Below are 26,326 nucleotides of genomic sequence, written 5' to 3'. Positions count from 1 at the left end.
AGTTATCAGTTGATTAAGCCCAAGCTTTTCCTGAATTTTATTCAATACTTCATCCCAATTAATATTATCTAGAGAGATAATAAACAGTGTGGTAACAAACCTGAATTAGACTTCTCTATTGATCTAGCCATCCACTTTAATTGACAAAATTATTCGTTAAAAGAGGGAACAGATTTATGTGGATCTCATTTAGAACAGCTCTATTTGAAATAAAAGTAACATAATATGTGACACTCGCTAAAGTTAATTAGTGATTAGCTACCACAGTTTGCTATCCCTCGCCTGATGCACAAGGGGATCTGTAGAGGTTGCTAGAAAAAACTAGCGTTACCTAATTGCGGGATGATTTATATCACAAACAAAGAATCAGGAGTTAACAATTTCAATACATCAAAATTTATTCTCTGATTCAGCAATATCAGAAAATACACAGTGATTTTACAATTCTGGAACCTAGCTTTAACTTTTCGAGATATTTTTCACTAAGGGAAGTTGATATTCATCTTCACTCGACCCAGGAAAATTCTCCCCATCGTGAGTAGTGGAATCTACCTCTGTGTTTTTTTCTGGATTAGCAGTAACTATTGTCACATCTGGATGATCTTTGTCGTTGGAGTTGCTGTTATCTGAACTTTCGAGAATTGGCAAAGTAATTTTGACTGTAGTTCCTTGATACAACCCAGGACTTTCTAGGGTAATAGAACCACCCATCAGTTCAATTAAATTGCGAGATATAGCTAGACCTAAACCAGTGCCATCAAACTTACGTGTAGTACCTGCATCTACTCTGACAAAGGGACGAAATAGCTTGTTTTGTTGAGCAGGTTCAATACCCAAACCTGTATCTGTAATAGAAACAGTTGCTTGCGATTTGCCATTTTCTGTATGCAGGGTAGTGGCGATTGTGATGCTACCTTCATCAGTAAACTTAGTGGCGTTGCCAATAATATTAATTAATACTTGTCGCAATTTAGCAGCATCGGCCTTCACCGGAATTGGCTCAGTACCCAACATTGCTTTTAACTGTAAACCTTTTTGCTGCACATTGAGCGATTGTAAATTAATTACTTCTAATAGTGCTTGTCGCAAATCCATTGGCACTGTGACTACTGAGAGTTTACCTGCTTCAATTTTAGAAATATCGAGTAAGTCGTTAATAATATTTAGCAAGTGAATGGCTGTATCATCAGCACGTTTGAGAAATTCTAATTCTTCCTCGCGGTTATCGCACATATCATCTCTGACTAACCGCACACAGTTGATGATGATATTCAAGGGGTTACGCAATTCGTGAGAAGTGGTAGCCAAAAACTGGCTTTTAATTTGGTTGGCGCTTTTTGCTTCTTTCCAAGCGAGTTCTAGTTCTTCTGACCAAGCTTTGAGGCGTTCAAACATCTGGTCTATAGCTTGTGCCAGTTGGTTAAATTCCCGAATTTTAAAGTTCTGTGGTACTGTTTGGGCGGCATGATGACTATGGATATTCAGTACATAATCGCGCAATTCTTCTACCGGGGTTGCTAAATAAGGAGCCAAGTATAGTGAGGCGACTAGGCTTGCACAAATTAAACCAACTGTCAATACAATCAAAATTAGTTTGATTTCTTCTAAACCAAACAGCGCATTATCTACACTGGTGATAGCTAAAACAATCCATTTTTGTGGTTCTTCGGAAATGGGATTGGCAATTACACTGTAACCTGCAACTAATTCTTGCCCTGGTTGAAAAGATAAGTTGATGGAATTAGCTTGCCCAGCGATCGCTTTTTTAATAATCTGTTGTAGTGCATTTGGTTCTACATCTTCTTGAATATTAGTTCCCACCCTGTCAGCTAAGGGGTGTGCCAAGATTGTTCCGTCTTCTGCCACCACTAAAGTAGAACCTGTGAGCGAACCTGGCTGAATGGAAGTTTGCTTGTATAATGACGACTGAATGCTTAAGGCATAGATTAATTGCCCATTTTGATTATAAACAGGCGCAGATATAACAAATTGTAATTGATTTTCTGTAGCTTTTTGTCCTGTTGTGCCTGCTTTGGAAGGAAGTATGGTTTTGATGTTAATCCCGTCTTCACCAGCAAAAACTAAGTTTGGTTCGGCAATTGCTTGATCACCACAACTACTCGCTGTGATGTTGCCATCTTGTAAATTAGTTAATTGTAAACACTCAACGTAGTTTGGAAGTTTGCGCGCTAGTTGATTGAGAAATTCTTGCATTTCCTCAGGAGAACCCGATCGCAACACAGCCGTTTGACTAGCAACCAACACACTAGTTTTGAGAGTAGCGAGCGAATTGGCAATTTTCTCTCCTTTTAATACCGCGCTTTCTGTGAGGTTTTGACGTGCAGTTTTCAGCAAACTGGAGCGGGCCTTATTTAAAGCTACAACTTCTCCCAGCAACAACACTGGGACAAATAGCAGCAAAATCCTTGTGACTAAAATACGTCTAAAAGACGATTGACGGGGCTTGACCATCTAGTGTCTCACTTCACATCTGCAAACCACAACAGCAACTAATATGCAATCAGTTTAGCCAAATGAGAAATTTTGTTATGTTATGAGAAATTTGTTAACAACCCCTAACAGTATCAAACAATTAGGACAAAAAAAGGAATCGGGTATACCAAAACTTGGATGAGGTAGACAGGACGGCGACCGAGGTGGCATAAAGATACAGTGACGAAATGGGTAAATAGTAGCCTGCACAGGCGAGATTTTTTACAATCAACACACTAGCAAGGAACATATAAAAGTATCAAACCAACCCAATGGCGCAACATCGTCCTTATACCACAGTAGTTTTGGCAATGAGCGCAGATGGCAAGATTGCAGATTTTAGGCGATCGCCTGCTCGATTTGGCTCAAGGGCAGATAAAGCACACCTAGAAAAACAAATCGCTGCCTCTGATGCCGTTTTATTAGCTGCTGGCACTCTCCGCGCTTACGGTACAACACTTACCGTATCACATCCAACACTGCTGCAACATCGAATCCAGGACGGTAAGCCCACCCAGCCGGTTCATATAGTAGTTACACATTCTGGCAAACTTAATCCGGAAATCAAATTTTTCACCCAACCAATCAAACGCTGGTTGTTGACAACAACAGCAGGAGCAAGTGTTTGGCAAGGACGCTCAGAATTTGATAAAATTCTCGTTTTTGAAACACCAACAGGACAAACTGATACTGTTGCTGCTTTGCGACACTTGGCATCTATAGATATAACACGCCTAGCCGTCTTAGGCGGTGGTCAATTAGTAGCTTCTATGATCAGCTTAGATTTAATAGATGAATTTTGTCTAACTGTCTGTCCTTTAATTTTAGGCGGTGCTACAGCACCCACACCAGTAGAAGGGTCAGGATTTTTATCCGATTTAGCACCTCGGCTCAAGCTGCTTGAAGTTTCTACCGTCGAACAAGAAGTCTTTCTGCACTATCAGGTGCAACGACATTAAACTAAGGAAAGTATGAAGTGTGAAGTATGTAGACGCGCAGCGGCTTGCCGCAGGCTAGTATGAAATTGATTGTTCCTCAAACTTACGTATTGACAAAAATAATGAAATATATTTTCGATTTTTTTACCATTAGTCAGCGATCGCAGTTGGATCTAAAGCTAATAGCCTGAAATAAAGTATTTTCCTTCACACTTCATACTTCACACTTCATACTTCACACTTCACACTTCATACTTCAAAGATGGTGGAACAACTTCAGCCTCGCTATTCTGTTGCTTGGATTAACAAAATCGCCGAAGTGCCTCAAGCTGCGTGGGATGCTTTAGCAATACCTCTGAAAACGCCGTTTTTAGAGTGGCAGTGGTTAAACAATCTCGAAACTTCTCATAGTGCCACAGATAAGACAGGCTGGTTGCCCAATCACTTAACACTGTGGCGAGACAGAAACTTAATTGCCGCGGCTCCTTTATATTTAAAAGGACACAGTTATGGCGAATTTGTCTTCGATCACCAGTGGGCAGAATTAGCCGATCGCATCGGCGTACAATATTATCCCAAGCTATTGGGGATGGCTCCATTTACCCCAGCCGAAGGTTATCGGTTTTTAATTGCGCCAGGAGAAGATGAAACAGAAATCACTGCCATGATGGTGCATGAAATTGATTCTTTCTGTACCAAATATCGAATTTCTGGATGTCACTTTCTCTATGTTGATCCCCAGTGGCAAAGCGTTTTAGAAAGTCTTGGTTTTAGCCCTTGGTTACATCACAGCTATATTTGGGACAATCTAGGGTTCGAGACTTTTGATGATTACTTAGCAGTTTTTAACGCCAACCAGCGACGCAACATTAAGCGCGAACGCAAAGCTGTAGAAAAAGTAGGCTTAAAATTGCAACCGCTAACTGGTGATGAAATTCCCCAATCTTTATTTCCGTTAATGTACCAGTTTTACGCCGATACTTGTGATAAGTTTGGCTGGTGGGGCAGTAAGTATCTGACCAAGCAATTTTTTGAGCAACTACACGCTGATTATCGCCATCGGGTAGTGTTTTTCGCCGCCTATAGCGAACAGGATCAACGCCATCCGGTCGGGATGTCTTTTTGTCTTTATAAAGGTGATAGATTATACGGGCGTTATTGGGGCAGCTTTCAAGAAATAGACTGTCTCCATTTTGATGCTTGCTATTACACACCAATTGAATGGGCGATCGCTAATGATATCCAAATTTTTGATCCTGGGGCAGGCGGCAGGCATAAAAAACGGCGTGGTTTTCCGGCTAAACCTAATTACAGTCTGCATCGTTTTTACAACCACCGTTTAGTCCAAATTTTGCTTCCTTATATTAAAGAAGTAAATCAACTAGAACAGCAGGAAATTGCAGCTATTAATGCGGAAATACCTTTTAGTCAGAAAGTCCACGATCAATGATCAGACGAAATCCGCTTTAAACCAGATGAAGTTATGTAACGGCATTTTAATTCACATTGCCCCTGTTGACACAGGCAGTTGACGATAAATTTTATTAAAAACTTACTTAATTTTCTTAACTGTCTTAACTGTCCTTGAACTTCTGTTACAAAACTGAAAAAATGCGATTTGTGTGATCAAAATGCCTATCACATATATTCGTGATATCTCACATCCTTCATTACTGTTACTAGTACTCTGCCCTATTTAGGCAAGACAAATTAACATTTGTATTTCTCGCGTTTTACCATTTGTTTGCGTCTATCTTTACCGAGAACACCTGATCGAAAACACTTGGCGCGAAGGGTGAATGCACTTTGTTGATTAACACTGCAAGCGTTACTGTCTAGAGTACTAGTAGCAGAGCTTAATAATATTTTTGATTTGAGCATTAAGGCGCGTGGGAAATTAACAAGCAATGCCGAACTGGAAGATGCTCCATTTAGGAAAGCTAATTTGGTGTATGCCGACGGTTGGCCAACTTTGAAGAACTAATCCAGTAATTAACAATTACATAATAAGAGAAACTATGTCGCCTACAACAATAGAGACTAAAATCAAAAGTTCCGTTCTTCCTTTTACCGGAGCCGAATATCTAAGTAGTTTGGAGGACGAACGAGAAATTTGGATTTATGGAAAGCGGGTAAAAAGCGTCCTGACTCATCCGGCTTTTGGCAACACGGCGCGGATGATTGCTCGGTTATACGATGCGCTTCACAATCCTGAAAAAAAATCCATTTTGACTTGCAAGACTGACACTAACTCAGGAACCTTTACTCACCCTGCCTTCCGGGTTCCCAAGAGCAGCGAAGATTTAGTAGCAGCCAGGGATGCGATCGCCGAATGGGCGCGCATGACATACGGTTGGATGGGGCGTACTCCTGACTACAAGGCTTCTTTTTTATTGACACTCGGAGCTAATCCTGATCACTATGCTCCTTACAGCGAAAATGCCCGGCGTTGGTATCAACAAGGACAAGACCGGGTTTTATATCTGAACCACGCAGTTGTTGATCCACCAGTAGATCGCCACCTGCAATTGGCAGAAACAGGAAACGATGTCCGCATCACAATTGAAAAGGAAACAGATGCGGGGTTAATTGTTAGCGGGGCAAAGACCGTAGCTACTAACGCGGCAGTGACCCATTGCACCTTAATTTATCACCGGATTCCCACGCAGGAGAACAAAGAAAAATTACTAGTTTGTATATTGCCGATGAATGCGCCTGGAGTGAAACTGTTGTGTCGTCCCTCCTACCAAACAATGGCGCAAGCAATTGGCAGCCCCTTTGATTATCCGCTCTCTAGCCGCTTGGATGAAAACGACGCGATTCTGGTGTGCGACAAAACGCTCATTCCTTGGGAAAACGTATTGATCTATGGCGAAACCGAAAAATTTACCCAAAAAGAATTGCGAGCAGACTATAGGTTTCATGGCTGCATTCGCTTGGCGGTGAAACTCGACTTTATCTGCGGGGTGCTGTTGAAGGCGCTGGAAATCACAGGTTCTCTCAAGCATTACAACGTTCAAGTCCAGGTAGGCGAGATTCTGGCGTGGCGCAATCTTTTCTGGTCGCTGACCGAGACGATGGCGCGCGCACCTATTACACTTCCGAATGGAACAGTCATACCCAATCAAGAAGCTGGGTTTTCTTATTTGGCACTGTCGCCTTCAGCTTATACCAAAATCAGAGAAATAATTGAGAACGTGGTTGCTAGTGGTCTGATCTATGTACCTTCTCATGCCGACGATTTCAAAGTACCGGAAGTCCGTCAATACCTAGATCGCTATCTGCGCGGCTCTAATGGGACGGATGCTGTCGAGCGGGTTAAAGTGATGAAATTGCTGTGGGATGCGATCGGTACTGAGTTCGCTGGACGGCACGAACTCTATGAGCATAACTATGGTGGCAACCACGAAATGATTCGGCTAATGAACTTTATCTGCGCCCAAGAATACGGTCAGGCGGATCAATTTAAGGCATTTGCTGACCAATGTCTCAATGAGTATGACCTCGATGGCTGGACGGCACCGGATCTTGTCAACACCGATGATTTCAGTTCCTTTATGAACAATTTTGGTGGAAAATAATCGGGTAATGTTCCCGGTTTGTGTCCCTATACCTGTAAGTTAGGGATTTCCCAGAAATAAATGATTCCTCTTGTGGGATGGGTGTCCTCACCCGTACCTGACAAAGGGCAAGATACCCACGCCACAAGAAAATTTAGGATATTTTTTTATCCGTAAGTCCTTTAAGCCTCTTGCCTCATAGGTAAAGAGGGTTGCCAAATCCCGTGAAAGGTTAATTTATTTAGTCGGTTTTTCAAAAGAAACTGGTACATCTGCTGGTTTAGCTGGGGTTTCTTGAGAAGTTGCGGGTGATGCTGGTGTTGTCGGATTTTCAGCAGGTGCGGGGGTTTTGCCGACTTGAATTTGTTGCTGTAATTTTTGTTGGGCGATTTGCTGGACAATTTGCTGCATAAGTTGTTCAGCTTTGGCTGTTTGTTCGGTGTTACCTTGTTGTTGATAATGATTGCGCGCGCGTTTTAAGGCATCATTGGCTTTTTTCAGGTCGCCCTGATTATATAAAGTTACGCCCAAATTATAGTAAGCTGCGGCATCTTTGGGATTTTGGCGAATCGCTTGGCGATAAGCTGTGATAGCCTCGGCTGTTTGACCTTGAACTACCATCAAACCTGCCATGTTATTGTAGGCTACGGTATTTTTTGGATCTAGCTGGATAACTTGGCGATAAGCGGCGATCGCTTGTTCGGCTTGTCCTTGTTCTTGAAGGGCGATCGCTAAGTTAAAATAGGCACTAGCATTACTGCTATCGAGATGTGCGGCTTGTTGATAAGCTGCGATCGCTTCTTGTGCTTGTCCTAATTCTTGCAACGCTACACCCAAGTTATACTGAGCTACTGCCATTTTCGGATCTATAACTAAAGCTTGGCGATAAGCAGTAATCGCAGCTTCTTTTTGTCCTTTGCGTTGTAACGCTAATCCTAAGTTGTAATAAACCTCACTTTGATTAGGATTTATTCTAATCGCTTCGCCAAATTCTTGAACAGCTGCATCTAAGCGATTTTGCCTTAATAAAATATTCCCTAAGTAATTCCGCGCCATCCCAATATTAGGGTCGTGTTCTAATGCTTGGCGAAAGGCTGATTCCGCACCTTCTAAGTCTGTGCGGTTATAGCGTGTCACTCCTTGCTGATAAAAAATCGCTGCATCCAAATCTTGAGAAATCACATTCTCAGCCAGTAATTTACTTCCTGGTAAATCGATAAATGTTGGTGCAGCCAACACCAAAAACGCCGAGGCCGCTGAGATAATTCTCAGATGCGACTTTCGCCAATTGATCACTCGGTGAAACGCCACGCCAGAAAAGCAGCAATACCACTGACGACTTTGATGCTGTTTATACATAAATTGCAGCCTGTGTTTGTAGTGAGATCCTATAAGACAGAGTACCCACTACAACAGTTAAAATTAAATACAACACCACATAACAATAATTCAAAACTCAGGCACAAAGGTTGTCTGTTGAGAATGAATGTAATCAGCACAGGCAACTGACGTTAGTGACGCAGAAACTTCACCCAGAGGAGTTTTGTCTGTGTAGCCGCGACTTCAATCGCAGTCGTGCAAGATATGTGTATATGTATTTTTTTATGAAAATTCTTCTATATTTCTTCCCAAACGTGACATTCTGTGTCAAGATTAGATGTGAGAATTAAATTCGGCGATATCGTTTGTTTTTAGTATTGATAGGCATTTCCTTTTGGTATTTACAGACTTCTTCCCGAAATCTAAATCTCTGCAAACTGGCGATTTCGGATCAACAAATTTATGTCAATTTACGTAGGTAATCTCTCTTACGAAGTTACACAAGACGCTCTAAACAGTGTTTTTGCAGAATACGGTTCTGTAAAACGCATTCAAATTCCTACTGACCGTGAAACAGGACGTTTACGCGGTTTTGCTTTCGTAGAGATGGGTTCCGACGCTGAAGAAACAGCAGCTATTGATGCACTTGATGGTGCTGAATGGATGGGACGTGACCTCAAAGTTAACAAAGCCAAGCCCAGAGAAAATAGAGACAACCGTGGTTCTTTCGGTGGTAATCGTAGCAACAGCGGCTACCGCAACCGCTACTAAATTTTGTCATTCATTAGTTTCAGCTATTTAATTTAGAAGAAGCTCAAGGATAACACCTTGAGCTTTTTTTATTCTAGAACTTACACATGAAAACGAAAAATCAAGGGTTTTAGCGAGGGTTTAGGGGTTCAGGGGTGTGTACTGATTCAAAATCCTTACACCCCATACCCTTTCACCCTTACACCCAATCTCCACAGATAATCTTTGTGCGTAAGTCCTATATTTATATCACCTATGAATTAAGCTTTTTTAGTAGGTGCAGTAGCTACATGAGCATCAACAATTGCTTGGGAAACTTTAGGAATATACCAGTTGACATCACTGGCTTTGAGTATTTTAGCCCCAACTTGATTAAATTCAATTGCGCCATTATCAGGATTCTTCTTGAGAAGTAAGTTTGTCCCGTTGGGAACCTTGACGACAACATCACCGATAAATTCTTGACCTGGGCGTTCTGGGTTGAAAGCAACAGCATTGACATCTGCGGGCAAATAAATGCCTTTGCAGTTCCATCTATCTTGGGTGGTTTCGCCATCACCTAAGAAATAAAGTGCAGCCCCTTTTGAGTATTCATCATCATCTAGGCCTGGTTCTGGCCCATAGATAGCGATAGTCTTTCCTGTCTGATTAGTGCATTGACCCCAATCAATTCCTGATTCAAAGGCGTATTTTTGTAATTCTAGTTCATTGATTGTTTGGTCAATTTGTTCTGGGGTATAACCTTCTAATTGTGTTTGTGATTCTTTGGCAGAGCGAAATTGCGCTAATTCTTTGGTTAGGCTGATATAATCAGGGTTTTTGCTAACTTTTGGTCTATCGGCTAAAGCAGGTTGAACAAATACAAGATTTGCCAATAAGACAACCGCCATCAAAAAGTATTTAAATCTTTTCATATCTGCATCCTAATTTTTCCAACATTGCAGCTTATGACTATCTCAATAGTGTTGTCAATATTATAACGAGTATCAATACTAAAAATTTCCTAATATTACTCTCTTATTCTTAGTTAATCTGGCTTATTTTGGACTTTAAATTTGCACAACAGCTTAATACATATGATTATTTCGATTTTTTATACTCGCCTATTTGAAGTATTTTTTATACTTTGATTTTCCAATTATCAGCCTTGTCATCTTTCCATAACTTAATTGGTGATAATGGCACTAAATCCTAGAGCATTATCGGGTATTTTTGATAACTTAATCTACTAGAGTAATTAACATCAAGTCTACAATAAATAATTACCGTTAACTCGACGTATTTTATGTATTTTTAATATTAAAAAATCATTAAAATAAAATTTTTGAGAACACTTGATTGTTAAAAATACATAAGGTAGTATTAAATCCATCTTGAGAAATACTACTAAGGATAGACACTACTAGTGATATAGATGTCGATATCTGTAAGTAAAAGTGAGGCAATGCTTTTTAAGAATATTGATTAAAAATTGACTAGCAATTCCTCATAAAATCATCGCTATACGCGCCATTTAATACATTAATACTTGCACGATGAAACAGGAAATATCTTCCCATGATAGTCTTCATGGCTTAAAGCCTAATTGTCTTTCCTTTACAGAAGTTTTAGCTCAATCTTTTGCGGTGATTGCACCAACAACTATCCCCGCCTCTAACATTGGTTTAATTGTTGCACTTTCTGGTAATGGCACTTGGCTCAGTTTTTTAATTGGTTTAATCGGGCTATTATTTGTCAGTATTAATATCAATCAATTTGCTAGTCGTTCTGCATCTCCTGGTTCACTTTATTCATACATTAGTAAAGGTTTAGGCCCAACAGCAGGCGTAGTTTGTGGCTGGAGTTTGGTGCTAGCTTATTTATTAACTGGGATGTCAGTTCTGTGTGGTTTTGCCAACTTTAGTGGTGTTTTAATTGGCCATTTAGGTATTCATCCATCAAGTATTACACTACTTGCGATCGGAGCCGGAATTTCTTGGTATGCAGCTTATAAAGACATCCAACTTTCTGCTGTGGCAATGCTGTGGATGGAAGGTATATCAATTTTATTGATTAGTGTTTTGTGTGTAATTATTTGGGCGCATAAAGGTTTTGCTTTAGATATTTCTCAATTAACCCTGAGTGGTACAACTCCAGGTAGTGTGGCAACGGGACTAGTGTTGGTGATGTTTGCATTCTCTGGTTTTGAAAGTGCCACATCATTAGGTGATGAAGCCAAAAATCCCCTGCGAACTATTCCAAAATCTGTGATGGGCAGTGTAATTTTAGCAGGGATATTTTATATTTCTACAACCTACATAGAGGTGTTGGGTTTTAGGGAAACTGGCGTATCTATCACCAACACAGAAGAACCTCTAGGTTTGTTATCCCGGCAAGCAGGAGTAGGTTTGTTGGGTGAAATGGTTGGTTTGGGAGCTTTGTTTAGCTTTTTTGCTTGCATTTTAGGCAGCATTAATCCTGCTGCTAGAGTCTTTTTTTTAATGGCGCGTCATGGCTTATTTCATGCCTCTTTAGGTACTGCTCACTCATCGAATAAGACACCTTATGTAGCAGTCACAATGTGTTCGCTGATTACATTTTTAGTGCCTGCTGTCATGTCTGTTTTTCAAATCAAATTATTTGAATGTATGGGCTATTTGGGGGCTATTTGTAGCTATGGTTTTTTAACTGTATATATTCTCATTTCTATTGCTGCCCCTGTTTATCTATACAAAATTAAAAAATTGCGTCCGCGAGATATTGGTTTTTCTATTCTCGGTGTGGGATTTATGATGATTCCGGTTTTAGGTAGTGTGGGAATTCCCGGTAGCAGTTTATTTCCAGTTCCAGAAGCCCCTTATGATGCTTTTCCTTATCTCTTTTTGATGTACATAGTTGCTACTAGTAGCTGGTTTATTGTCAAACGAAGACGTTCTCCACAGTTAGTAGTGGGTATGCGCCAAGCCATTGAAGATATCCACGCTAGATATAGCGACAGTCGAAAGATTCCTTAAGTTTGATATTTCCCATAATTATGAGTAGCTTAGTTAGTGCAATTAGTACCGGGGCATTTGCTTTTAGTGCGACAAATATTGATGATTTAGTGATATTGACGCTGTTTTTTTCGCAGATTAATCCTAAGTTTCGGCGTTGGCAGATTGTAACGGGGCAGTATTTAGGTTTCACCGCTTTGGTAATGGCGAGTTTACCTGGTTTTTTTGGTGGCTTAATTCTACCGCGCCCTTGGATTGGACTATTTGGTTTAATTCCCATTGCCATCGGTATTAGGTGCTTATTAAATCAAGAACAAGAGGATGAATCAGCAGCAATTGAGCCGCCATGTGAAGCCACTAACCAAAATTTTTTAACCAAGTTATGCAATTTGCAAACTTATAGTGTAGCTGCGGTGACATTTGCTAATGGTACTGACAACATTAGTATTTATGTGCCTTTATTTGCTAGTGCAACTTGGGAAAGCCTGTTGGTAATTTTAGGGGTATTTTTTACGCTAGTCGGATGTTTGTGTTATGTTGCGAATAAATTAACAAATCAAACTGCGATCGCTAACCTGTTAACTCGTTATGGTAATAATTTTATGCCTTTTGTGCTAATGGGATTAGGAGCTTTCATCGTAGTAGATAGTGGAAGTTTAACATTATTGAATTTATCTTGAATAAATGCAGGATAGAGCTAAATTAATACCAAAAATCAAGAGGTATGAGATTTGAATATCCTAGAATTTTCATTACTAATTTGGCTTGGCTCATTTAGCGCAGGTTTTGTGGGTGCATTAACTGGGTTAGGTGGCGGGGTTGTCATTGTACCTTTGTTGACTTCCGTTTTTGGTGTCGATATTCGCTATGCGGTTGGTGCGTCGTTGGTGTCTGTGATTGCGACTTCCTTGGGTGCTGCGTCTACTTACATCAAAAAAGGCTATACCAATTTGCGCTTAGGAATGTTTTTAGAAGTTGCAACTACCATTGGGGCGATTATAGGTGCAATGATCGCAGTGTTTGTTTCTGTAAAAATGTTAACAATTGTATTGGCGATCGTGCTGATTTATTCTGCATATCTGTCACAACGCCCGAGAATTGAACATAATGAAGATGAAGCCCCAGATTCTCTGGCAAATTATTTAAAACTTAACGGCACTTATCCAACTCCTGATGGCTTAATGTCTTACCAAGTACATTCTGTACCAGTCGGGTTTAGTGTGATGTTGATTGCTGGGGTACTTTCGGGATTACTTGGTATTGGTTCAGGTGCATTTAAGGTACTTGCAATGGATCAAGCCATGCGTATACCTTTTAAAGTTTCAACTACCACTAGTAATTTTATGATTGGTGTAACTGCTGCCGCATCAGCAGGAGTTTATTTAGCCAGGGGTTACATCGATCCGGGTTTATCAATGCCGGTAATGTTGGGAGTATTACCAGGTGCTTTTTTGGGAGCAAAAGTTTTAATAGGTGCAAAAACCCAAATTTTGCGAATTATTTTTAGTCTTGTATTAGTGGTAATGGCTTTTAAAATGGTCTACAACAGTCTAATGGGGGGGCTGTAAAATGTATGAGTTTAATTCTCAGTTGCGTTGGGAATCATCAGCATCGGCAGAAAGTGAAGCAGTAGCAATTACCTTAACTCCAGAAGTACCCGATTCTGATCTTCAACAACTAGAAGAAAATCGTAGTAGTGCAATAAATACTAATCAAAAAATTGGTAAAACATCTAGCGAGCAACAATTAGAATCTATCCTCAGTAATTTATTGAAGTATGGAGTATTGATAGCCAGTACTGTTGTCTTGTTGGGTGGCGTATTATATTTAATTCATCACGGTTCTGAACCTGCTACATATCAAGTTTTTCAAGGTGAACCTTCAGAGTTTCGTTCACCTAGAGGGGTGATAGATGCAGTTTTATCAGGTAGTCGTCGTGGCATTATTCAATTAGGATTATTAATCTTGATTGCTACTCCCGTTTTACGTGTGGTAATTTCTTTAATCGCTTTTATCTTGCAGCGCGAATTTACCTATATAGTTGTGACTGTATTAGTATTAGCGAGTTTAACTTATAGCTTAATAGGAGCTTATTTTTAAGGTTAGAGTAGGGAAGAAGTTGGAAAAACTAGTGAGATTTATGCAGGACTTACGCACAAGCTACGGAAAATCGTAGACGCGATAGCGGCTTGCCGCAGGCTACCACAGAGGCGCAGAGTTCACGGAGAAATGAGAGTTTGAGAGATATTTTGCGTAAGTCCTATTATGATTGTTTAGTTTTCGCCCTAATCTATACTTAAACTCCTATTAAACTCATCTCCATCAACGCATTTTAGGCATAGCTAGAAACTTCAAGCTTTAGTTATGAGGCAATCCGGTTCAGTTAAGAGAATAGTAGGTTGGGTGGAGGAACGGAACCCAACATTCACCAGTCTACACCCGTCTAAGTTGTTGCCTTAACTGAACTGTATTGAGTTATGAGGTTTCTAGCTCTGCCCATTTTCTTGTAAAATAAAGTCAATTTATGAGTTGAGCATTTCACTCAAAGAGACTAGATTTTGTTGAATTGCTTTGGCTAAAGAATTTTTAATTAAATCAATACTTTCAACAGGAAAATTACCACCTAAAAGAGCAAATGTCAAACTAGCAACACCAAGAAATAAAGCTAATAATCTGCCAAAGCAACCTGGATTAATTTCCAAAAATAATAGTTTTGATTGTCCTAAAACAGCAATTAAAAGAAAAGCAATACCTAAGATTAAGGCAATATTTGTTAAAGGTAAATTTGTCATAATAATTCAATCAAAAATTGCTGATATAAGTATTTTGATTATAGCGAATTTTTCTGAGAGTTTCTGTTATGAATACTGATAAACAGCAAAATTGGAGTTTATTAGGTAAGAAGCGATCGCAGTTTCTCTATCAATACTAATTGAGTAGCATTTGACACCGAAATCAAACATAAAACCCTGGATTAGAGCAATATTTCACTAGACTTGATGTCCAATTCTAGATTAAACTACACTAAGACTAGAGGGATTATGTATTTTTTATGAGCAACGTCCAAAACGTTCGTCAAGAATCGAGTTTAGCGGTAAATATAGTTTCCGAGCCTTTATCAACGGCTGATACTCAAGTATTTTCGTCTCCAAAAAACATCTTCAAAAAACTGCGAGGCGGATTTTTGCTAGTTCTGGGATATCTTTTATCGCCGCTATGTTGGTGGAATGACCTTTTATTCAATTTACCAATAGCTTACTTTTTTGGGTATTTATGCAGTTTGCTGTCTCCACAATTGCTCGTCCCTTGTTCAATTTTAGGCTACTGGTTGTCTAATGTTGTGGGCATTCTCTTAATGCAATTCGGTTCTCAGGATATTTTGCAGAAAGATTCTCAAGAACGCAATCTGAAAAAAGATATTTTATCGGGTTTAGTTTCTTCAACCGTTTATACTTTAGTAATTGTATTGTTAATTCAGTTGAAGATTTTGGATATGCCTGATTTGTTCTCTAATGGTTAACTAGAGATAACAATTCAGGAGATGGAGTATCTCTGACTCCTGAATTCTGACGAATGTATTTTTCCCAGCAAATTACTTGTAAGATTTAATCAATTCACTAAAATCCCAGATTTTAGGACTTTCTTTACCAATCACTAATGGTAATTTACCATTCCATTTTTCTATTGCCTGCTTTTGCAATAACTCTTTTGTTAATCCGTCCCGCAATAATCGATAAGTTTCAGCTTCTCCTCTGGCTAAATTAACTTTGGCTTCTGCTTCTTTAGCTGCTTTTAAAGCCAAGAATTCAGCTTTTTTTGCATCTTGTTCAGCAATTTGCTTGGCTTCGACTGCTTCGCCAAATAGCTCAGAGAAATGGACGTGGACTAGAGAAATATCATCAACCGCAATATGATAATTCTGCAAGCGAGTAGTTAAAGCTTGGTCTACTCCTAATTTTACGTCTCCCCGTTTAGTAATAATTTCTTCAGCAGTATATTGAGCAATCACAGCTTTTAAAACTTCTTCTACAGCCGGATTAATAATTCGCTCAATAATGTTTTCTTGATTACCAATTTGTTGATAAATAACGTTGGCTTCTTCGGGTATGATATGCCAATTGAGCGCAACATCTGTGAATACATCTTGCAAATCTTTAGAAGAAGCTTCCGCAGATATTTCTTGTTTTTGTACGCGGACACTTAACTTAGCAACTGTATTCACAACTGGAATAATAAAATGAAGTCCTTCTCCTAATATTTGTGCTTGTACTTCGCCAAATTTCATTAATACACCGCGTTCTCCAGCGTTGACAATTACGCAAGGTGTGAGAAAGATAGTAATTAAACATAAAAGAGCCGTCAATTTACCAGCATTATTAAAAGCTTGATTATTTTTCATCGTCGTCTGTCAAATCCACTAGGCTGGTTTAGAGTTAAAAAGACTCTTAAAATTCAGGCATTTTTGTGCTGGAAAAGAGATTTTCTGTACTGCCAACTAGTGGCTAAGAATGAAATACGGTAAATTGATAAAAATATAGTTTTTTATCAGGGTTGAGCAAAATTATCCCATAGCTGCGCTGGCGAAACAAGCCAATGTCAGCATAAATCATCTCTGCATAAATATGTATTTCACTCAACATCAGGTATTATGCAATCCGTATACCCTATTAGTACACTAGTAGAGTTGCGTGGTAACAGGGGATGAAAACATGAGAGTGTGGCTTGCTTGCTTTGTGTTATTGTTCGCTTTGGCAGAACTGTTTGACTGGTTAAAAGATTTTTCTCTACCACTACCTATTTATATTTTAGGTGGAGCATTTTTAGCCGTTGCTTCTAACTACGACAAGATTGTGGGTTATTATTTCAGCGACACTGCTATCACTACATCAACTGCGTCACTAGAAACACCACAGCTAGATGTGACTAATCAACCTTTAGCTTCAATTTCTAGTGCTGTTGAGGACGTGCAGAAATCTACGGAAAAACAGGCTTAAATAAATTTCAGTCTTTTTCGATTAAAACTGTCACAGCCGCGATCGCAATTAACATCTCATCGTTTTTATCATTAAGAGAGGGAATAGCACGTCCTTGAACGACCATTCCCCCAGACTCAACAGTGATGGTTTTGCGGCCAAAAGGTAGTACAGCTAAAACTTCATCTGTTCTGACTTGTTCAGGATAGGGTACTGCTACTTGAACTTCGACAATCATCTCATTGGGGTCACTCAAACCAGCAACTTCCCACACTCCTGGTAACGCATTGTGGGCGATGGCATTTCGTACCGCCCTTGCTGCTGCTACAGTCGGTTCCTGTCCGTGCTGATCTATACCCATCCCCATCTCAATCACTAAGCGTTTACGCCCCACAGCCACCTCCGAGGAAGATTCTACTTTTCACTTACGATTTTACGCACAGCTGTACTAAATATTAGTATAAAAATACTAACCTCTCCCTTAACAAAAAAAACCTCGGTTGTTCTTGAACCGAGGTGATTAGGAGAAGTCCAAATGTCGATGGGAGTTACCGATACCGAAATCTGTTGTTCGCCGAAATCCGTTGTTTTTAGCTAACTGTAAAAGAAATCAAATTCTTACAATTCCTTTGTGTTAGCAGCGGTGATTGAATTTGTTTCTTTGTTTATTAACTTATGTAAATAAGTGTAACAATATTGTTACGGCAAGTCAACAGAAATTGACATAAAAAAGTCAAAAGTTTTCATAAGTTAAATTTATAGGTATTGAGACTACAAAACAACGCTCAAGTTTTTTGGTGTCGTCGTGACTTCTCATCACCAAAAGCAATCACTTATCTATATAATCCTGCACCACTTTTAAGGCATCAGGAGGAATTTCAGTTACAAGGCGAAACGGAAATTCTTTAGTGGAAGCAGCCTGGGCATAATCAGGAGTTAAAAAGACAGTATACTCTTTTGCCTCTGGCGTTAACTGTGCAGCCATAGCTAAAACTATCGCTTTGAGATATTTACGAACATCTGCGGCTTGGTCTCCGACAACTTCACCGCCACTAAAAGGCGTATTTGGTTGCCCTGCTTGATCTAAAGTAGTGCTAGGGTCTTTGATACTCAGATGAGTACCGCCCAATACGCCAACCAGCCATTTAGGTGCAGGGATTTTTTGAAAGCCGACAACTTGTTCGGTTAAAGCGGGCGTAGTTTTATCGGCGGAACTTGCCCATATTAAGGTGGGAACTTGCACCTTAGTTAAACCAGTGTCACCAAACATCAAAGAAGTTGTAGGATTAAGGGCGATCGCTTGTTTAATCCGAGTGTCTCTTAACAAATAACTATTGTGTGGCAACTCTTGGGCAACGCACTGAGCCGTTTCACCTAAACTCAAAAGAGTTAAATTCTTTTGACAACGTTGTTTCAGTTTATCCAGTTGTAACTCCGCACCAGCCAGTGCTAAAGCTGTCCCACCACCAAAAGAATAACCAACAATCATCGCATTATCAGTGGCTAATTTTCCTGATAAAGGACTATCAGCACTTTGGTTAAGTTTGGCTAATTCATCTAACACAAAACTCACATCTTTGGGACGTTCTAAAACCTCTTGCGGTTTGAGGAGTCTATTTTTACCACGCAAGCCAGCATCAACATTTGCTTGATTACTACCAGGGTGTTCTAAAGCGGCTACTACATAACCGTGAGAGGCTAAATGTTGCGCCAGATAACGTAAATCAGTGCGAACAGAACCTAAACCGTGGGAAAAAATGATCACAGGTTTTGTCGCAGTTGCCGCCGTTGACCAGTAAACATCGACAGGTATTTGACGTTGGCGTGCTTGGTCATTCCAATTAAATTGCCGAACTTGAACTTGCGATGTACCTGCTTCGCTGGGGTCAAAAGGTAAAGAAACCTTAAGCGGTTGTTGATTGAGCAGGGGAGCGATCGCTAAGATAAATTGTTGAGTTCGCCAAAATCCGGTATTTAAATTGCCAGCAATTTTAAAAAGTCGGGGTAAATCAATTTCCAAACGTGGACTAGGATAAGCCGCAATAAAATTGAGTAAAGAAAGTCCTTGCGGTGCAGTCGAACCTAAAACTAAACCTGCTCTAATAGCTTGGACACCCGCTTTATCTTTACGCACAACAGCACTAGAAAAATCATTAAGAATTGTTGTGCCGATTTGAGTATTCAATAACCTATTAACCGTCACCACATTTAACTCAATAGGCATCTTTAGCGTACTCAATAATAAGCGACGCTCTTGTGTAGGTAAACTTCGTCCATAGAGCTTAAAATCACCCCGAAAGTCGCCCACTTCTGCTGCTTTTTGTAACTCAGCCAAAGATATAGATTCCGCCAACAACCCATAACGTAAAACCACTGTTTCCGCAGCTTTGGCAGCAGTAGAAAAACCTAAAATCTTTGTTAAGAAAACAGTGCAAAATAACCCGGTGAATAATTTGAGACTTCTGCGACTCATTCTCATAAGAATATTTACTAATGCATCCTGACGGGAATATAACGGATATTTTGCGATTTGACGAATTCTCTAATTCAGAATACATTGCGAACTTCACTCTTCACACTTCATAAAATTATGATTCGTCAAATCAGCTATGTTTTGATTGGGCTGTTGACAATGCTAATCGTTACCCTTTGGTGGCCTGTTAATGATTCTCAATGTAACTCGGAAGCTTTTTTAGCCTCAAAAACCCAAAAGTTCTCCGTACAGGCTGCGCAAGTAATTGTCCAGCCGTGGTTTGGCGAACATCATGTGTATGGTATTTTTATGGTTCCTGATGAATATCAAGCAGCACCATTTTTTGTGTTAACAGTTTCCGGTGCTGGTAGCTACTGTTCTCGGCCATTTGGTTACAGTCAAAACTATGATGATGTTTTTGCCGAACCAGGAACTCATTTGATTAGGTATTATTTGAGAACGCGCATCGCCTTGCGGTTAATATTTCAAGGTTTGTACTTTCATCTTAACGATAAACAAAATTGGCTACTTACTTACCCGCAAGTCAAAGTAATGAAAGATAAATTACAGAGTGACTCTTGATTGAGTTGATTTTTCGAGCAATATTTCAAGATAATTGATGAATCTCTGAGAAAAAAATGTCTCATCATCCTGCTATTGAAATTAAACAGGCAAGCCTAGAAGATGCCTCAAAACTTTTACCTTTGTTGACGCAGTTTTTCTATGATGAAGGATTTGACGCAGTTGTCAAGAAATTGCCAACGGCTTTAGATGCAATGCTTCAAGATTCTGGAAGTGCTATTTTCTTTGCCAGTAATAGAGTAGAAGTAATAGGCATAGCAACTGTAACTACAACATCTGTTGGATTAGAATTTTCTCGGTATGCCGAGTTAGAGGATCTCTACGTTTTACCTCAATCACGAAATCAAGGAGTAGGCCAAGCACTAATTGATAAAGTTAAACAGTGGTGTTGCCAGAAGCAGTATAGTGTTTTATCAGTTGTAGTTACACCAGAAGACCAAGCAAATCGTAATTTAATTAGCTATTACCAAAAAAAAGGGTTCCACGAAAGTGAGCGATTTACCCTTTTTTACTACTTTAATTCGAGTCAAGTTTAATTTGTAATAGACCTCCTGCATGAATCAGATTGTGCCTATTAAAAAAGTTAATTTTCCATGACTCTTTGCGTCTTTGTGGCAGCAGTCGCTACCCTTCGGGAACGCTTTCAGCGAACAAGTCGGGGAACCCGCCCAACGCGCTGCCTCGCCTCTGCGTGAGGTTGAAAATTCTTGTTTTATAACATTCGTGCAAGAAGTCTAATCAACTAGGATTGGTAAACTTTGTCCATTATATTTAGGATGGTTGAGTGACTAAACTATCTGTCTTATTTAACAAAGCAGTTGCCGTATTCACAATAACCTGGGCTGCACCCGTGAAAAAAGTGCGATCAATAGTGTTAGGGCGATCGCTAGATTTGTGATAATGGGGAGTACGCAGGTTTGCCGTATCTGTCACCAAAACTGCACCTACACCCTGATACCAAAACGGTGCATGGTCACTCCGCAGAGTGTCAGGTGTCAGCAAACCTTTTAAGGGAATTGGTACTTTTAAAACCGCAGGTAAATTAGCTGAATTTGAATCTGGAAAAGCATTGAGTAAAGGCAAATGTTCTATATCGCCTACAACCGCCAAAAAGTCTCCCTTATCACTGGGTGGAGTCACAGGTAAACCCGGTGGATATTGCTGACAACCTGCTGTATAGCAAGCATAACCCACCATATCCATGACAATCACACCACTCAAATTTTTTAAGCGTTGTGCTTGAGAAACAAAAGCCTTACTCCCTAATAGTCCTGCTTCTTCCTTGTCAAAAAAAGCTAGTTGTAAAGTGCGTGATGTCCGTTGAGAACCAAGCAGCCGTGCCACTTCTAACACCACAGCCACACCCGTAGCATTATCATCCGCCCCAGGAGAGTTAAAGACAGTATCGTAATGCGCCGCAACTAAAATTGTGCCAGCAGATTTATCTGTACCATTGCGTTCAGCAAGAATATTTACACCTTCAGCAAACTGTTGTAATTGAGCTTGCCAGCCGAATTTTTTTAATTCTTCTGTGATATATGTACGAGTAAGCGATCGCTCGGCTGTTGTATAACGTTGAAAATTTAACTTTTGAATGTGACCAAGCAAATTAGCAGCAGAAACTTGTAGCATACTTTCTTGTGCTTGGAGTTTTGATGGTGGTGCAAGTGTTTCTACTAGTGCTGGCTCAACAATTTCTGCGGCAGGACGTTGTGAGAAAAAACTATTAAATGCATCACTTCTACTACCTAGAATTACTACTGCTACCAGTGCCAACAGCCCCAGCCAAATCCGTTTTTTCATGTGTATTCAACCTGTCTCCCAGACCTAGGGTAGCGCAAACACCAAGTTTGACAGCTTGTCTGTTGACAGAGGCAGCAACTTCAAATATTGTTCCCTAGTGGACAAGTTCTGTGTCACTATTCTTTCTTGTTTTTCCTAGTTTTTATGCGTAATCCTGCGTTTTGCCGCCTAGGAATATGTTAGATTTGCTGCTAATTGCCATCCTCGGATTTTTAGGCAGCTTTGGGCATTGTTTCGGAATGTGCGGCCCCTTAACTGTCGCTTTTTCTCTACCTGGTCAGCAGACATCTCAACAAACAAAGTCTGCTCATTGGCAACAGCAATTAAAATTTCACTTTTTACTAAACCTCGGCAGGATGCTCAGTTATGCCCTAGTTGGTGCAGGTATTGGGGCATTAGGTTCAGTACTAGTAGAAAGTGGGCAACTCGCAGGTATTGGGAGTGACTTTCGCCGCTTCATGGCTATTTTTACTGGTGTTATGTTGATTTGGTTTGGCTTAGGACAAATCAAACCCAATTGGTTGCCCCAAATTCCCCTATTACACCCTCTACTCAAAAGTAGCTTACACGATCGCCTGAGTCGGGCAATGCTGCATCTTTCCTATCAACCCCAATGGTGGACACCAACCCTCTTAGGCATGACTTGGGGTTTAATGCCCTGTGGCTTTTTGTATGCAGCCCAAATTAAAGCGGCAGAAACAGGCAACCTCTGGATGGGTGCAGCCACCATGCTAGCTTTCGGTTTAGGAACCCTACCCACCATGCTAGGCGTTGGTGTTTCCACATCTTTAGTCAGCAAAGACAAGCGCAGTCAATTATTTCGTGTCGGCGGTTGGGTAACACTCGCCATTGGCGCAATTACCATATTGCGGACTGGCGACACAATGGTAGATTATACCGGACACGCCGCTTTATTTTGTCTGATGTTAGCGTTGATTGCCCGTCCGATTAGTCAATGGTGGGCTGCGCCAATGCGTTATCGTCGGGTGATAGGCGTAGGAGCATTTGTTTTATCAGTGGTTCACACCATCCACATGATTGAACACTCCCTGCAATGGAATTTTGCCGCTTTTTGGTTTTTTCCCGCCCAATTTCGCTGGGGTATGGCTGCGGGTGCTGTAGCATTGGTATTAATGACCCCGGCTGCTTTAACTAGTTGGGAATCATTGCAGAAATCTTGGGGTCAGCGTTGGCGACAAATACATTTATTAAGTGTGCCAGCCTTGCTGTTGAGCGTCTTTCATGCAGTTTTCATTGGTTCTCATTACCTGGGTTCTCAGTCAAGTTGGGAGAATCAGTTAACCACAGTTTTCTTAGGAATTGCCACCCTTGGTGTTTTCATCTTGCGTTGGGTTATGCGGTGGCGTTAAATACTATGTGTTGGGCGCGCGAATAGAGGAGCAGGGGAAGGATGAACTTTTACCAAAAGCAAAAAAAGCTCAAGTATGGATTATTGCTGGTTTGTTTAGCTACTGTAATTACTATGCAGCCTGTATTAGCGCATAAAGTACAAGTAGCCGCAGATGTAGGCGCAACGCTGCATCTGGAACCTAATGATAACCCCCGGGCGGGAGAACCTACACAAGCTTGGTTTGCCTTAGCGCGCAAAGGTGGACAAACTATTCCTCTGGCTCAATGTAACTGCCAATTAGCGGTTTATGCCCAACCTTATACTCCTGGAGAACCGCCACTCATAGAACCATCCTTACAGCCAGTTACAGCTGAACGCTTCCAAAATATTCCCGGAGCCGAAATTACCTTCCCCAAACCCGGAATTTATGAACTACAGCTAAATGGTAAGCCGACAAAAGGATCTAATTTCAAACCTTTTGCTCTCAAATTTGAAGTCACCGTGGCTGCTGGCACAACTAATACACAAAATGTGCAAATTGCCAATAGTAATGTAGCTCAAGAAAATACAAAAAGCTTACCAATTTGGGCGATCGCTATTCCCATCTTGGCACTAATAGCGATCGCCTTTACCTTTGTTAAAGGAATCAGGAGAAGTTAATTCGACTATTGATGCCGTTTTTGATGCCACTGCCAAGCATGGCTGACAATATCTTGAATCGATGGGTATTGTGGTTGCCAACCGAGGATAGTTTTAGCTTTTTCCCCACTACCAATTAGTACAGGTGGGTCGCCAGGACGGCGATCGCATTCTTTAATGGGAATAGATAATTCTGTAACTGTCTCGGCCGCCGCAATCACTTCTCTCACAGAGAAACCACTACCATTACCTAAATTGAAAACTTCGCTATCACCACCTTTTAATAAATATTCCAATCCCAAAATATGGGCATCTGCTAAATCGTTAACGTGAATATAATCTCGAATGCAAGTACCATCAGGCGTATCATAATCTGTACCAAAAATAGAAATAGATTCTCGTTTACCTAAAGCTGTTAACAATATCAAAGGAATTAGGTGAGTTTCTGGGTTGTGGTCTTCACCCAATAAACCATCAGGATTCGCACCAGCCGCATTAAAGTAGCGAAAACGCACCGACTTTAAACCATAAGCCACATCAAAATCAGACAGAATTCGCTCTACCATCAGCTTAGAAGCACCATAGGGGTTAATTGGGTCTTGGGGATGGTTTTCCGGGATTGGTAGGATGTCTGGGACTCCGTAGGTGGCGCAGGTAGAAGAAAAGACAAACTTATTAATAGATGCAGCTAGCATTGCTTCCAATAAAGTCAGAGTCCCAACCACATTATTGCGGTAATATTTGGCTGGGTCAGTCACCGACTCACCTACGTAAGCGTAGGCAGAAAAATGCATTACCGCCTCAAACTTACGGGTTTTAAATAAATCATCTAGTAAAGGGCGATCGCCTGTATCACCTACTATAAGTTCTACTTGTAAAACTTTTTCTACCAACTCTCGATGACCGTAAACCAAGTTATCCAGTATTACTACGTCATAACCTGCTTGCTTGAGAGCCAGTACCGCATGAGAACCAATGTATCCTGCTCCCCCTGTAACTAAAATGCTGGGCTTTTCAGGCGACATAGCTTTTTCCCTTAAGTTGACAACTACTCAAATAATTTAGACTACTGATGCTCTATAACCAAGCCCCAAAAAAATGGGTGTCTAGCAATACGGTTCGGCTAAGAAATTTACTGGTGAAAGCAAGCAGGGGAGATTGGATACAGGATTTACGCACAAAGATTATCTGTGGAGATTGGGTTAATGGGTGAAAGGGTATGGGGTGTAAGGATTTTGAACCCCTACACCCCTACACCCACACACCCCTAATTATTTGACTCATCTGGAAAATTATAAATAATGAACGCAGTGGGAAAAAATTGCTCTAAAATCACTACGACGGTAGTCTTTAGGTGTAAAGCAGGTAATATTTGCTCTCAAGTAAAAGTGCGATTACAATTTGACGGTCAAATACACATCTTGCTCCAAACCTAGGCTGACCTTTATCAGGTGTGTCAGTTAGCCATTAAGTAGCCCTGCGTTGCAGAGTTTACTTTGACGTACTGACTTACCGCCCCAAAAAATTTGAGAGTTAATCTATGTTCATATTGTTAAGCCGGGTACTACTGTGGCTGTTGATTGGCACTATTGTTTATTCTTTGTTCCAGAGGTTCTATCCTCAAGGAACTTTTGCTGGTCGAGTAGTCTTAGTAATTATTCTGGTGGTTTTAGCTTTGTCGTTCATTAACCCCAATGAACCAGCTGTTGCATCTTTGTGGAGGGTAATATCTTTTCCACTTAAACCTTTGGGAGCATCAACATTAATGATGATTTTCGCTGCCCAAAGAATTAAGGGTGGTGCTATAGATAAACCAGGAGGATATTTACTTGGTTGGGCATTGACAATTTTGCTGTTATCTAGTACACCAGCGATCGCTTACTTTTTAGTGAGAACACCAATCGCCGCAGCTGCTAATCCTACACTTGCAAGTCAAACCTTGGTGAACTATCGTTCATCTGCGCCCACTGATGCAGGAGTTTTGGTAGCATTAGCACCCACAACAAATGATTTAATTGGAGATACAATCCTGTCAGATCATCAATTAGACCGGACAGCGATCGCATCTTTAAATCTCAATATCCCACCTTACTTGCTACAAAATCCTCAGCAAATTCGGGAACGTGGTTTGCGACTAGAAGACTTTGTACCTAGTGCCGAAACACTACAACTCACTACTCAAGTCTGGGAAAGTTACCTCAATCAGGTTTACTTTTTCTTACGTGGTCGTCAGTCCTCAACTTAAAAAAGTAAAATTAACAAGGCCGCAACACTACGCCCTGGTGGCTGGCCTTATTTAAATCCTAAGAAGTTTGAGCAGATTTCCTCAGGGTAAGTTGCCATTTTTTCAGGTATATATCTGAAGATAAAAATAGTAGGATAAAATGCTGAACTTCACTTGAAACAAAATCCAGAATGCAGAATTCACACAGCAATTAGGTGGAGTTCAAATCCCCACCTAATTGTTCAGCA

At 40.5% G+C, this 26,326-nt stretch carries 24 protein-coding genes; 15 read left to right on the top strand and 9 right to left on the bottom strand.

From position 1 onward, the window contains the following. Nucleotides 1–459: 459 nt before the first annotated feature. Nucleotides 460–2,472, bottom strand: a complete 2,013-nt coding sequence (locus tag H6G69_RS15360) for a sensor histidine kinase (RefSeq protein ID WP_190688448.1) — start codon at nt 2,470–2,472, stop codon at nt 460–462. Between the two features lie 293 nt (nt 2,473–2,765). Between H6G69_RS15360 and H6G69_RS15355 the strand changes: the two genes are divergently transcribed. The 3 genes from H6G69_RS15355 (at nt 2,766) to H6G69_RS15345 (ending at nt 7,012) form a co-directional block, all read left to right on the top strand. Further along, the gene (locus H6G69_RS15355; protein ID WP_190688445.1) at nt 2,766–3,452 is read left to right on the top strand and encodes a RibD family protein; all 687 of its coding nucleotides are present in this window, start codon (nt 2,766–2,768) and stop codon (nt 3,450–3,452) included. A gap of 241 nt (nt 3,453–3,693) precedes the next feature. Continuing rightward, nucleotides 3,694–4,881 (top strand): GNAT family N-acetyltransferase, encoded by a 1,188-nt coding sequence (locus H6G69_RS15350; RefSeq protein WP_190688443.1) that lies wholly within the window; start codon nt 3,694–3,696, stop codon nt 4,879–4,881. 568 nt (nt 4,882–5,449) lie between these two features. Beyond that, nucleotides 5,450–7,012, top strand: coding sequence for a 4-hydroxyphenylacetate 3-hydroxylase N-terminal domain-containing protein (locus tag H6G69_RS15345; RefSeq protein WP_190688439.1), 1,563 nt, complete (start codon nt 5,450–5,452; stop codon nt 7,010–7,012). Nucleotides 7,013–7,228: 216 nt separating this feature from the next. Here H6G69_RS15345 and H6G69_RS15340 read toward each other — a convergent pair whose 3' ends face one another. Beyond that, the gene (locus tag H6G69_RS15340; RefSeq protein ID WP_190688435.1) at nt 7,229–8,350 is read right to left on the bottom strand and encodes a tetratricopeptide repeat protein; all 1,122 of its coding nucleotides are present in this window, start codon (nt 8,348–8,350) and stop codon (nt 7,229–7,231) included. A gap of 423 nt (nt 8,351–8,773) precedes the next feature. Between H6G69_RS15340 and H6G69_RS15335 the strand changes: the two genes are divergently transcribed. Next, on the top strand, nt 8,774–9,082 hold the full coding sequence (locus tag H6G69_RS15335) for an RNA-binding protein (RefSeq protein ID WP_190688432.1): 309 nt from the start codon (nt 8,774–8,776) through the stop codon (nt 9,080–9,082). Between the two features lie 239 nt (nt 9,083–9,321). Here H6G69_RS15335 and H6G69_RS15330 read toward each other — a convergent pair whose 3' ends face one another. Next, nucleotides 9,322–9,975, bottom strand: coding sequence for a hypothetical protein (locus H6G69_RS15330; RefSeq protein ID WP_190688429.1), 654 nt, complete (start codon nt 9,973–9,975; stop codon nt 9,322–9,324). 621 nt (nt 9,976–10,596) lie between these two features. Here H6G69_RS15330 and H6G69_RS15325 point away from each other — a divergent pair. From H6G69_RS15325 to H6G69_RS15310, 4 genes are read left to right on the top strand one after another with little or no spacing between them, the layout of a single operon-like run. Further along, nucleotides 10,597–12,054 carry an APC family permease gene (locus H6G69_RS15325; protein WP_190688426.1) on the top strand — a complete coding sequence of 486 codons (1,458 nt, stop codon included), beginning with the start codon at nt 10,597–10,599 and terminating at the stop codon, nt 12,052–12,054. Nucleotides 12,055–12,074: 20 nt separating this feature from the next. Continuing rightward, nucleotides 12,075–12,713 (top strand): cadmium resistance transporter, encoded by a 639-nt coding sequence (locus H6G69_RS15320; RefSeq protein WP_190688423.1) that lies wholly within the window; start codon nt 12,075–12,077, stop codon nt 12,711–12,713. A gap of 51 nt (nt 12,714–12,764) precedes the next feature. Next, on the top strand, nt 12,765–13,601 hold the full coding sequence (locus H6G69_RS15315) for a sulfite exporter TauE/SafE family protein (protein WP_190688420.1): 837 nt from the start codon (nt 12,765–12,767) through the stop codon (nt 13,599–13,601). 1 nt (nt 13,602) lies between these two features. Continuing rightward, nucleotides 13,603–14,133, top strand: a complete 531-nt coding sequence (locus H6G69_RS15310) for a DUF1634 domain-containing protein (RefSeq protein ID WP_190688418.1) — start codon at nt 13,603–13,605, stop codon at nt 14,131–14,133. 422 nt (nt 14,134–14,555) lie between these two features. Here H6G69_RS15310 and H6G69_RS15305 read toward each other — a convergent pair whose 3' ends face one another. Beyond that, nucleotides 14,556–14,825 (bottom strand): hypothetical protein, encoded by a 270-nt coding sequence (locus tag H6G69_RS15305; protein ID WP_190688415.1) that lies wholly within the window; start codon nt 14,823–14,825, stop codon nt 14,556–14,558. A gap of 260 nt (nt 14,826–15,085) precedes the next feature. Here H6G69_RS15305 and H6G69_RS15300 point away from each other — a divergent pair, with 260 nt between their 5' ends. Beyond that, nucleotides 15,086–15,553 (top strand): hypothetical protein, encoded by a 468-nt coding sequence (locus H6G69_RS15300; protein ID WP_190688412.1) that lies wholly within the window; start codon nt 15,086–15,088, stop codon nt 15,551–15,553. A gap of 72 nt (nt 15,554–15,625) precedes the next feature. Here H6G69_RS15300 and H6G69_RS15295 read toward each other — a convergent pair whose 3' ends face one another. Beyond that, a complete protein-coding gene (locus H6G69_RS15295) occupies nt 15,626–16,432 on the bottom strand; it encodes a prohibitin family protein (RefSeq protein ID WP_190688409.1) in 807 nt (268 codons plus the stop codon). 310 nt (nt 16,433–16,742) lie between these two features. Between H6G69_RS15295 and H6G69_RS15290 the strand changes: the two genes are divergently transcribed. Further along, nucleotides 16,743–17,027 (top strand): hypothetical protein, encoded by a 285-nt coding sequence (locus H6G69_RS15290; protein ID WP_190688405.1) that lies wholly within the window; start codon nt 16,743–16,745, stop codon nt 17,025–17,027. Between the two features lie 7 nt (nt 17,028–17,034). On the opposite strand, the gene H6G69_RS15285 is transcribed toward H6G69_RS15290, so the two are convergent. Next, complete coding sequence (locus H6G69_RS15285) at nt 17,035–17,400, bottom strand: Lin0512 family protein (protein ID WP_190688402.1); 366 nt, start codon at nt 17,398–17,400, stop codon at nt 17,035–17,037. A gap of 435 nt (nt 17,401–17,835) precedes the next feature. Continuing rightward, nucleotides 17,836–19,485: an alpha/beta hydrolase gene (locus H6G69_RS15280; protein WP_190688399.1), complete on the bottom strand. Its 1,650-nt coding sequence runs from the start codon at nt 19,483–19,485 to the stop codon at nt 17,836–17,838. 111 nt (nt 19,486–19,596) lie between these two features. Here H6G69_RS15280 and H6G69_RS15275 point away from each other — a divergent pair, with 111 nt between their 5' ends. Continuing rightward, complete coding sequence (locus tag H6G69_RS15275) at nt 19,597–20,061, top strand: hypothetical protein (protein ID WP_190688396.1); 465 nt, start codon at nt 19,597–19,599, stop codon at nt 20,059–20,061. Nucleotides 20,062–20,117: 56 nt separating this feature from the next. Next, on the top strand, nt 20,118–20,597 hold the full coding sequence (locus tag H6G69_RS15270; RefSeq protein WP_190688393.1) for a GNAT family N-acetyltransferase: 480 nt from the start codon (nt 20,118–20,120) through the stop codon (nt 20,595–20,597). 235 nt (nt 20,598–20,832) lie between these two features. On the opposite strand, the gene H6G69_RS15265 is transcribed toward H6G69_RS15270, so the two are convergent. Beyond that, a complete protein-coding gene (locus H6G69_RS15265) occupies nt 20,833–21,864 on the bottom strand; it encodes a M20/M25/M40 family metallo-hydrolase (protein ID WP_190688390.1) in 1,032 nt (343 codons plus the stop codon). Nucleotides 21,865–22,040: 176 nt separating this feature from the next. Between H6G69_RS15265 and H6G69_RS15260 the strand changes: the two genes are divergently transcribed. Continuing rightward, a complete protein-coding gene (locus tag H6G69_RS15260) occupies nt 22,041–23,234 on the top strand; it encodes a sulfite exporter TauE/SafE family protein (RefSeq protein WP_190688387.1) in 1,194 nt (397 codons plus the stop codon). A gap of 41 nt (nt 23,235–23,275) precedes the next feature. After that, the gene (locus tag H6G69_RS15255; protein WP_190688384.1) at nt 23,276–23,875 is read left to right on the top strand and encodes a hypothetical protein; all 600 of its coding nucleotides are present in this window, start codon (nt 23,276–23,278) and stop codon (nt 23,873–23,875) included. 5 nt (nt 23,876–23,880) lie between these two features. On the opposite strand, the gene galE is transcribed toward H6G69_RS15255, so the two are convergent. Continuing rightward, nucleotides 23,881–24,879 carry a UDP-glucose 4-epimerase GalE gene (gene galE, locus H6G69_RS15250; protein ID WP_190688382.1) on the bottom strand — a complete coding sequence of 333 codons (999 nt, stop codon included), beginning with the start codon at nt 24,877–24,879 and terminating at the stop codon, nt 23,881–23,883. Nucleotides 24,880–25,394: 515 nt separating this feature from the next. Between galE and H6G69_RS15245 the strand changes: the two genes are divergently transcribed. After that, nucleotides 25,395–26,099, top strand: a complete 705-nt coding sequence (locus H6G69_RS15245) for a hypothetical protein (RefSeq protein ID WP_190688379.1) — start codon at nt 25,395–25,397, stop codon at nt 26,097–26,099. The last annotated feature ends 227 nt before the right edge of the window (nt 26,100–26,326 follow it).

It is taken from the genome of Nostoc sp. FACHB-110, from assembly GCF_014697425.1.
In the GTDB taxonomy this organism is placed as follows: Bacteria; Cyanobacteriota; Cyanobacteriia; order Cyanobacteriales; family Nostocaceae; genus Nostoc_B.
Note: the sequence above shows the minus strand (reverse complement) of the source record. Positions and strands in the feature narration are given on the sequence as shown.

Excerpts from the sequence above, each read along its gene's own strand:
- H6G69_RS15360 (WP_190688448.1), bottom strand. The coding sequence starts at position 2,472 with ATGGTCAAGCCCCGTCAATCGTCTTTTAGACGTATTTTAGTCACAAGG.
- H6G69_RS15355 (WP_190688445.1), top strand. The coding sequence starts at position 2,766 with ATGGCGCAACATCGTCCTTATACCACAGTAGTTTTGGCAATGAGCGCA.
- H6G69_RS15350 (WP_190688443.1), top strand. The coding sequence starts at position 3,694 with ATGGTGGAACAACTTCAGCCTCGCTATTCTGTTGCTTGGATTAACAAA.
- H6G69_RS15345 (WP_190688439.1), top strand. The coding sequence starts at position 5,450 with ATGTCGCCTACAACAATAGAGACTAAAATCAAAAGTTCCGTTCTTCCT.
- H6G69_RS15340 (WP_190688435.1), bottom strand. The coding sequence starts at position 8,350 with ATGTATAAACAGCATCAAAGTCGTCAGTGGTATTGCTGCTTTTCTGGC.
- H6G69_RS15335 (WP_190688432.1), top strand. The coding sequence starts at position 8,774 with ATGTCAATTTACGTAGGTAATCTCTCTTACGAAGTTACACAAGACGCT.
- H6G69_RS15330 (WP_190688429.1), bottom strand. The coding sequence starts at position 9,975 with ATGAAAAGATTTAAATACTTTTTGATGGCGGTTGTCTTATTGGCAAAT.
- H6G69_RS15325 (WP_190688426.1), top strand. The coding sequence starts at position 10,597 with ATGAAACAGGAAATATCTTCCCATGATAGTCTTCATGGCTTAAAGCCT.
- H6G69_RS15320 (WP_190688423.1), top strand. The coding sequence starts at position 12,075 with ATGAGTAGCTTAGTTAGTGCAATTAGTACCGGGGCATTTGCTTTTAGT.
- H6G69_RS15310 (WP_190688418.1), top strand. The coding sequence starts at position 13,603 with ATGTATGAGTTTAATTCTCAGTTGCGTTGGGAATCATCAGCATCGGCA.
- H6G69_RS15305 (WP_190688415.1), bottom strand. The coding sequence starts at position 14,825 with ATGACAAATTTACCTTTAACAAATATTGCCTTAATCTTAGGTATTGCT.
- H6G69_RS15300 (WP_190688412.1), top strand. The coding sequence starts at position 15,086 with ATGAGCAACGTCCAAAACGTTCGTCAAGAATCGAGTTTAGCGGTAAAT.
- H6G69_RS15295 (WP_190688409.1), bottom strand. The coding sequence starts at position 16,432 with ATGAAAAATAATCAAGCTTTTAATAATGCTGGTAAATTGACGGCTCTT.
- H6G69_RS15290 (WP_190688405.1), top strand. The coding sequence starts at position 16,743 with ATGAGAGTGTGGCTTGCTTGCTTTGTGTTATTGTTCGCTTTGGCAGAA.
- H6G69_RS15280 (WP_190688399.1), bottom strand. The coding sequence starts at position 19,485 with ATGAGAATGAGTCGCAGAAGTCTCAAATTATTCACCGGGTTATTTTGC.
- H6G69_RS15275 (WP_190688396.1), top strand. The coding sequence starts at position 19,597 with ATGATTCGTCAAATCAGCTATGTTTTGATTGGGCTGTTGACAATGCTA.
- H6G69_RS15270 (WP_190688393.1), top strand. The coding sequence starts at position 20,118 with ATGTCTCATCATCCTGCTATTGAAATTAAACAGGCAAGCCTAGAAGAT.
- H6G69_RS15265 (WP_190688390.1), bottom strand. The coding sequence starts at position 21,864 with ATGAAAAAACGGATTTGGCTGGGGCTGTTGGCACTGGTAGCAGTAGTA.
- H6G69_RS15260 (WP_190688387.1), top strand. The coding sequence starts at position 22,041 with ATGTTAGATTTGCTGCTAATTGCCATCCTCGGATTTTTAGGCAGCTTT.
- H6G69_RS15255 (WP_190688384.1), top strand. The coding sequence starts at position 23,276 with ATGAACTTTTACCAAAAGCAAAAAAAGCTCAAGTATGGATTATTGCTG.
- galE (WP_190688382.1), bottom strand. The coding sequence starts at position 24,879 with ATGTCGCCTGAAAAGCCCAGCATTTTAGTTACAGGGGGAGCAGGATAC.
- H6G69_RS15245 (WP_190688379.1), top strand. The coding sequence starts at position 25,395 with ATGTTCATATTGTTAAGCCGGGTACTACTGTGGCTGTTGATTGGCACT.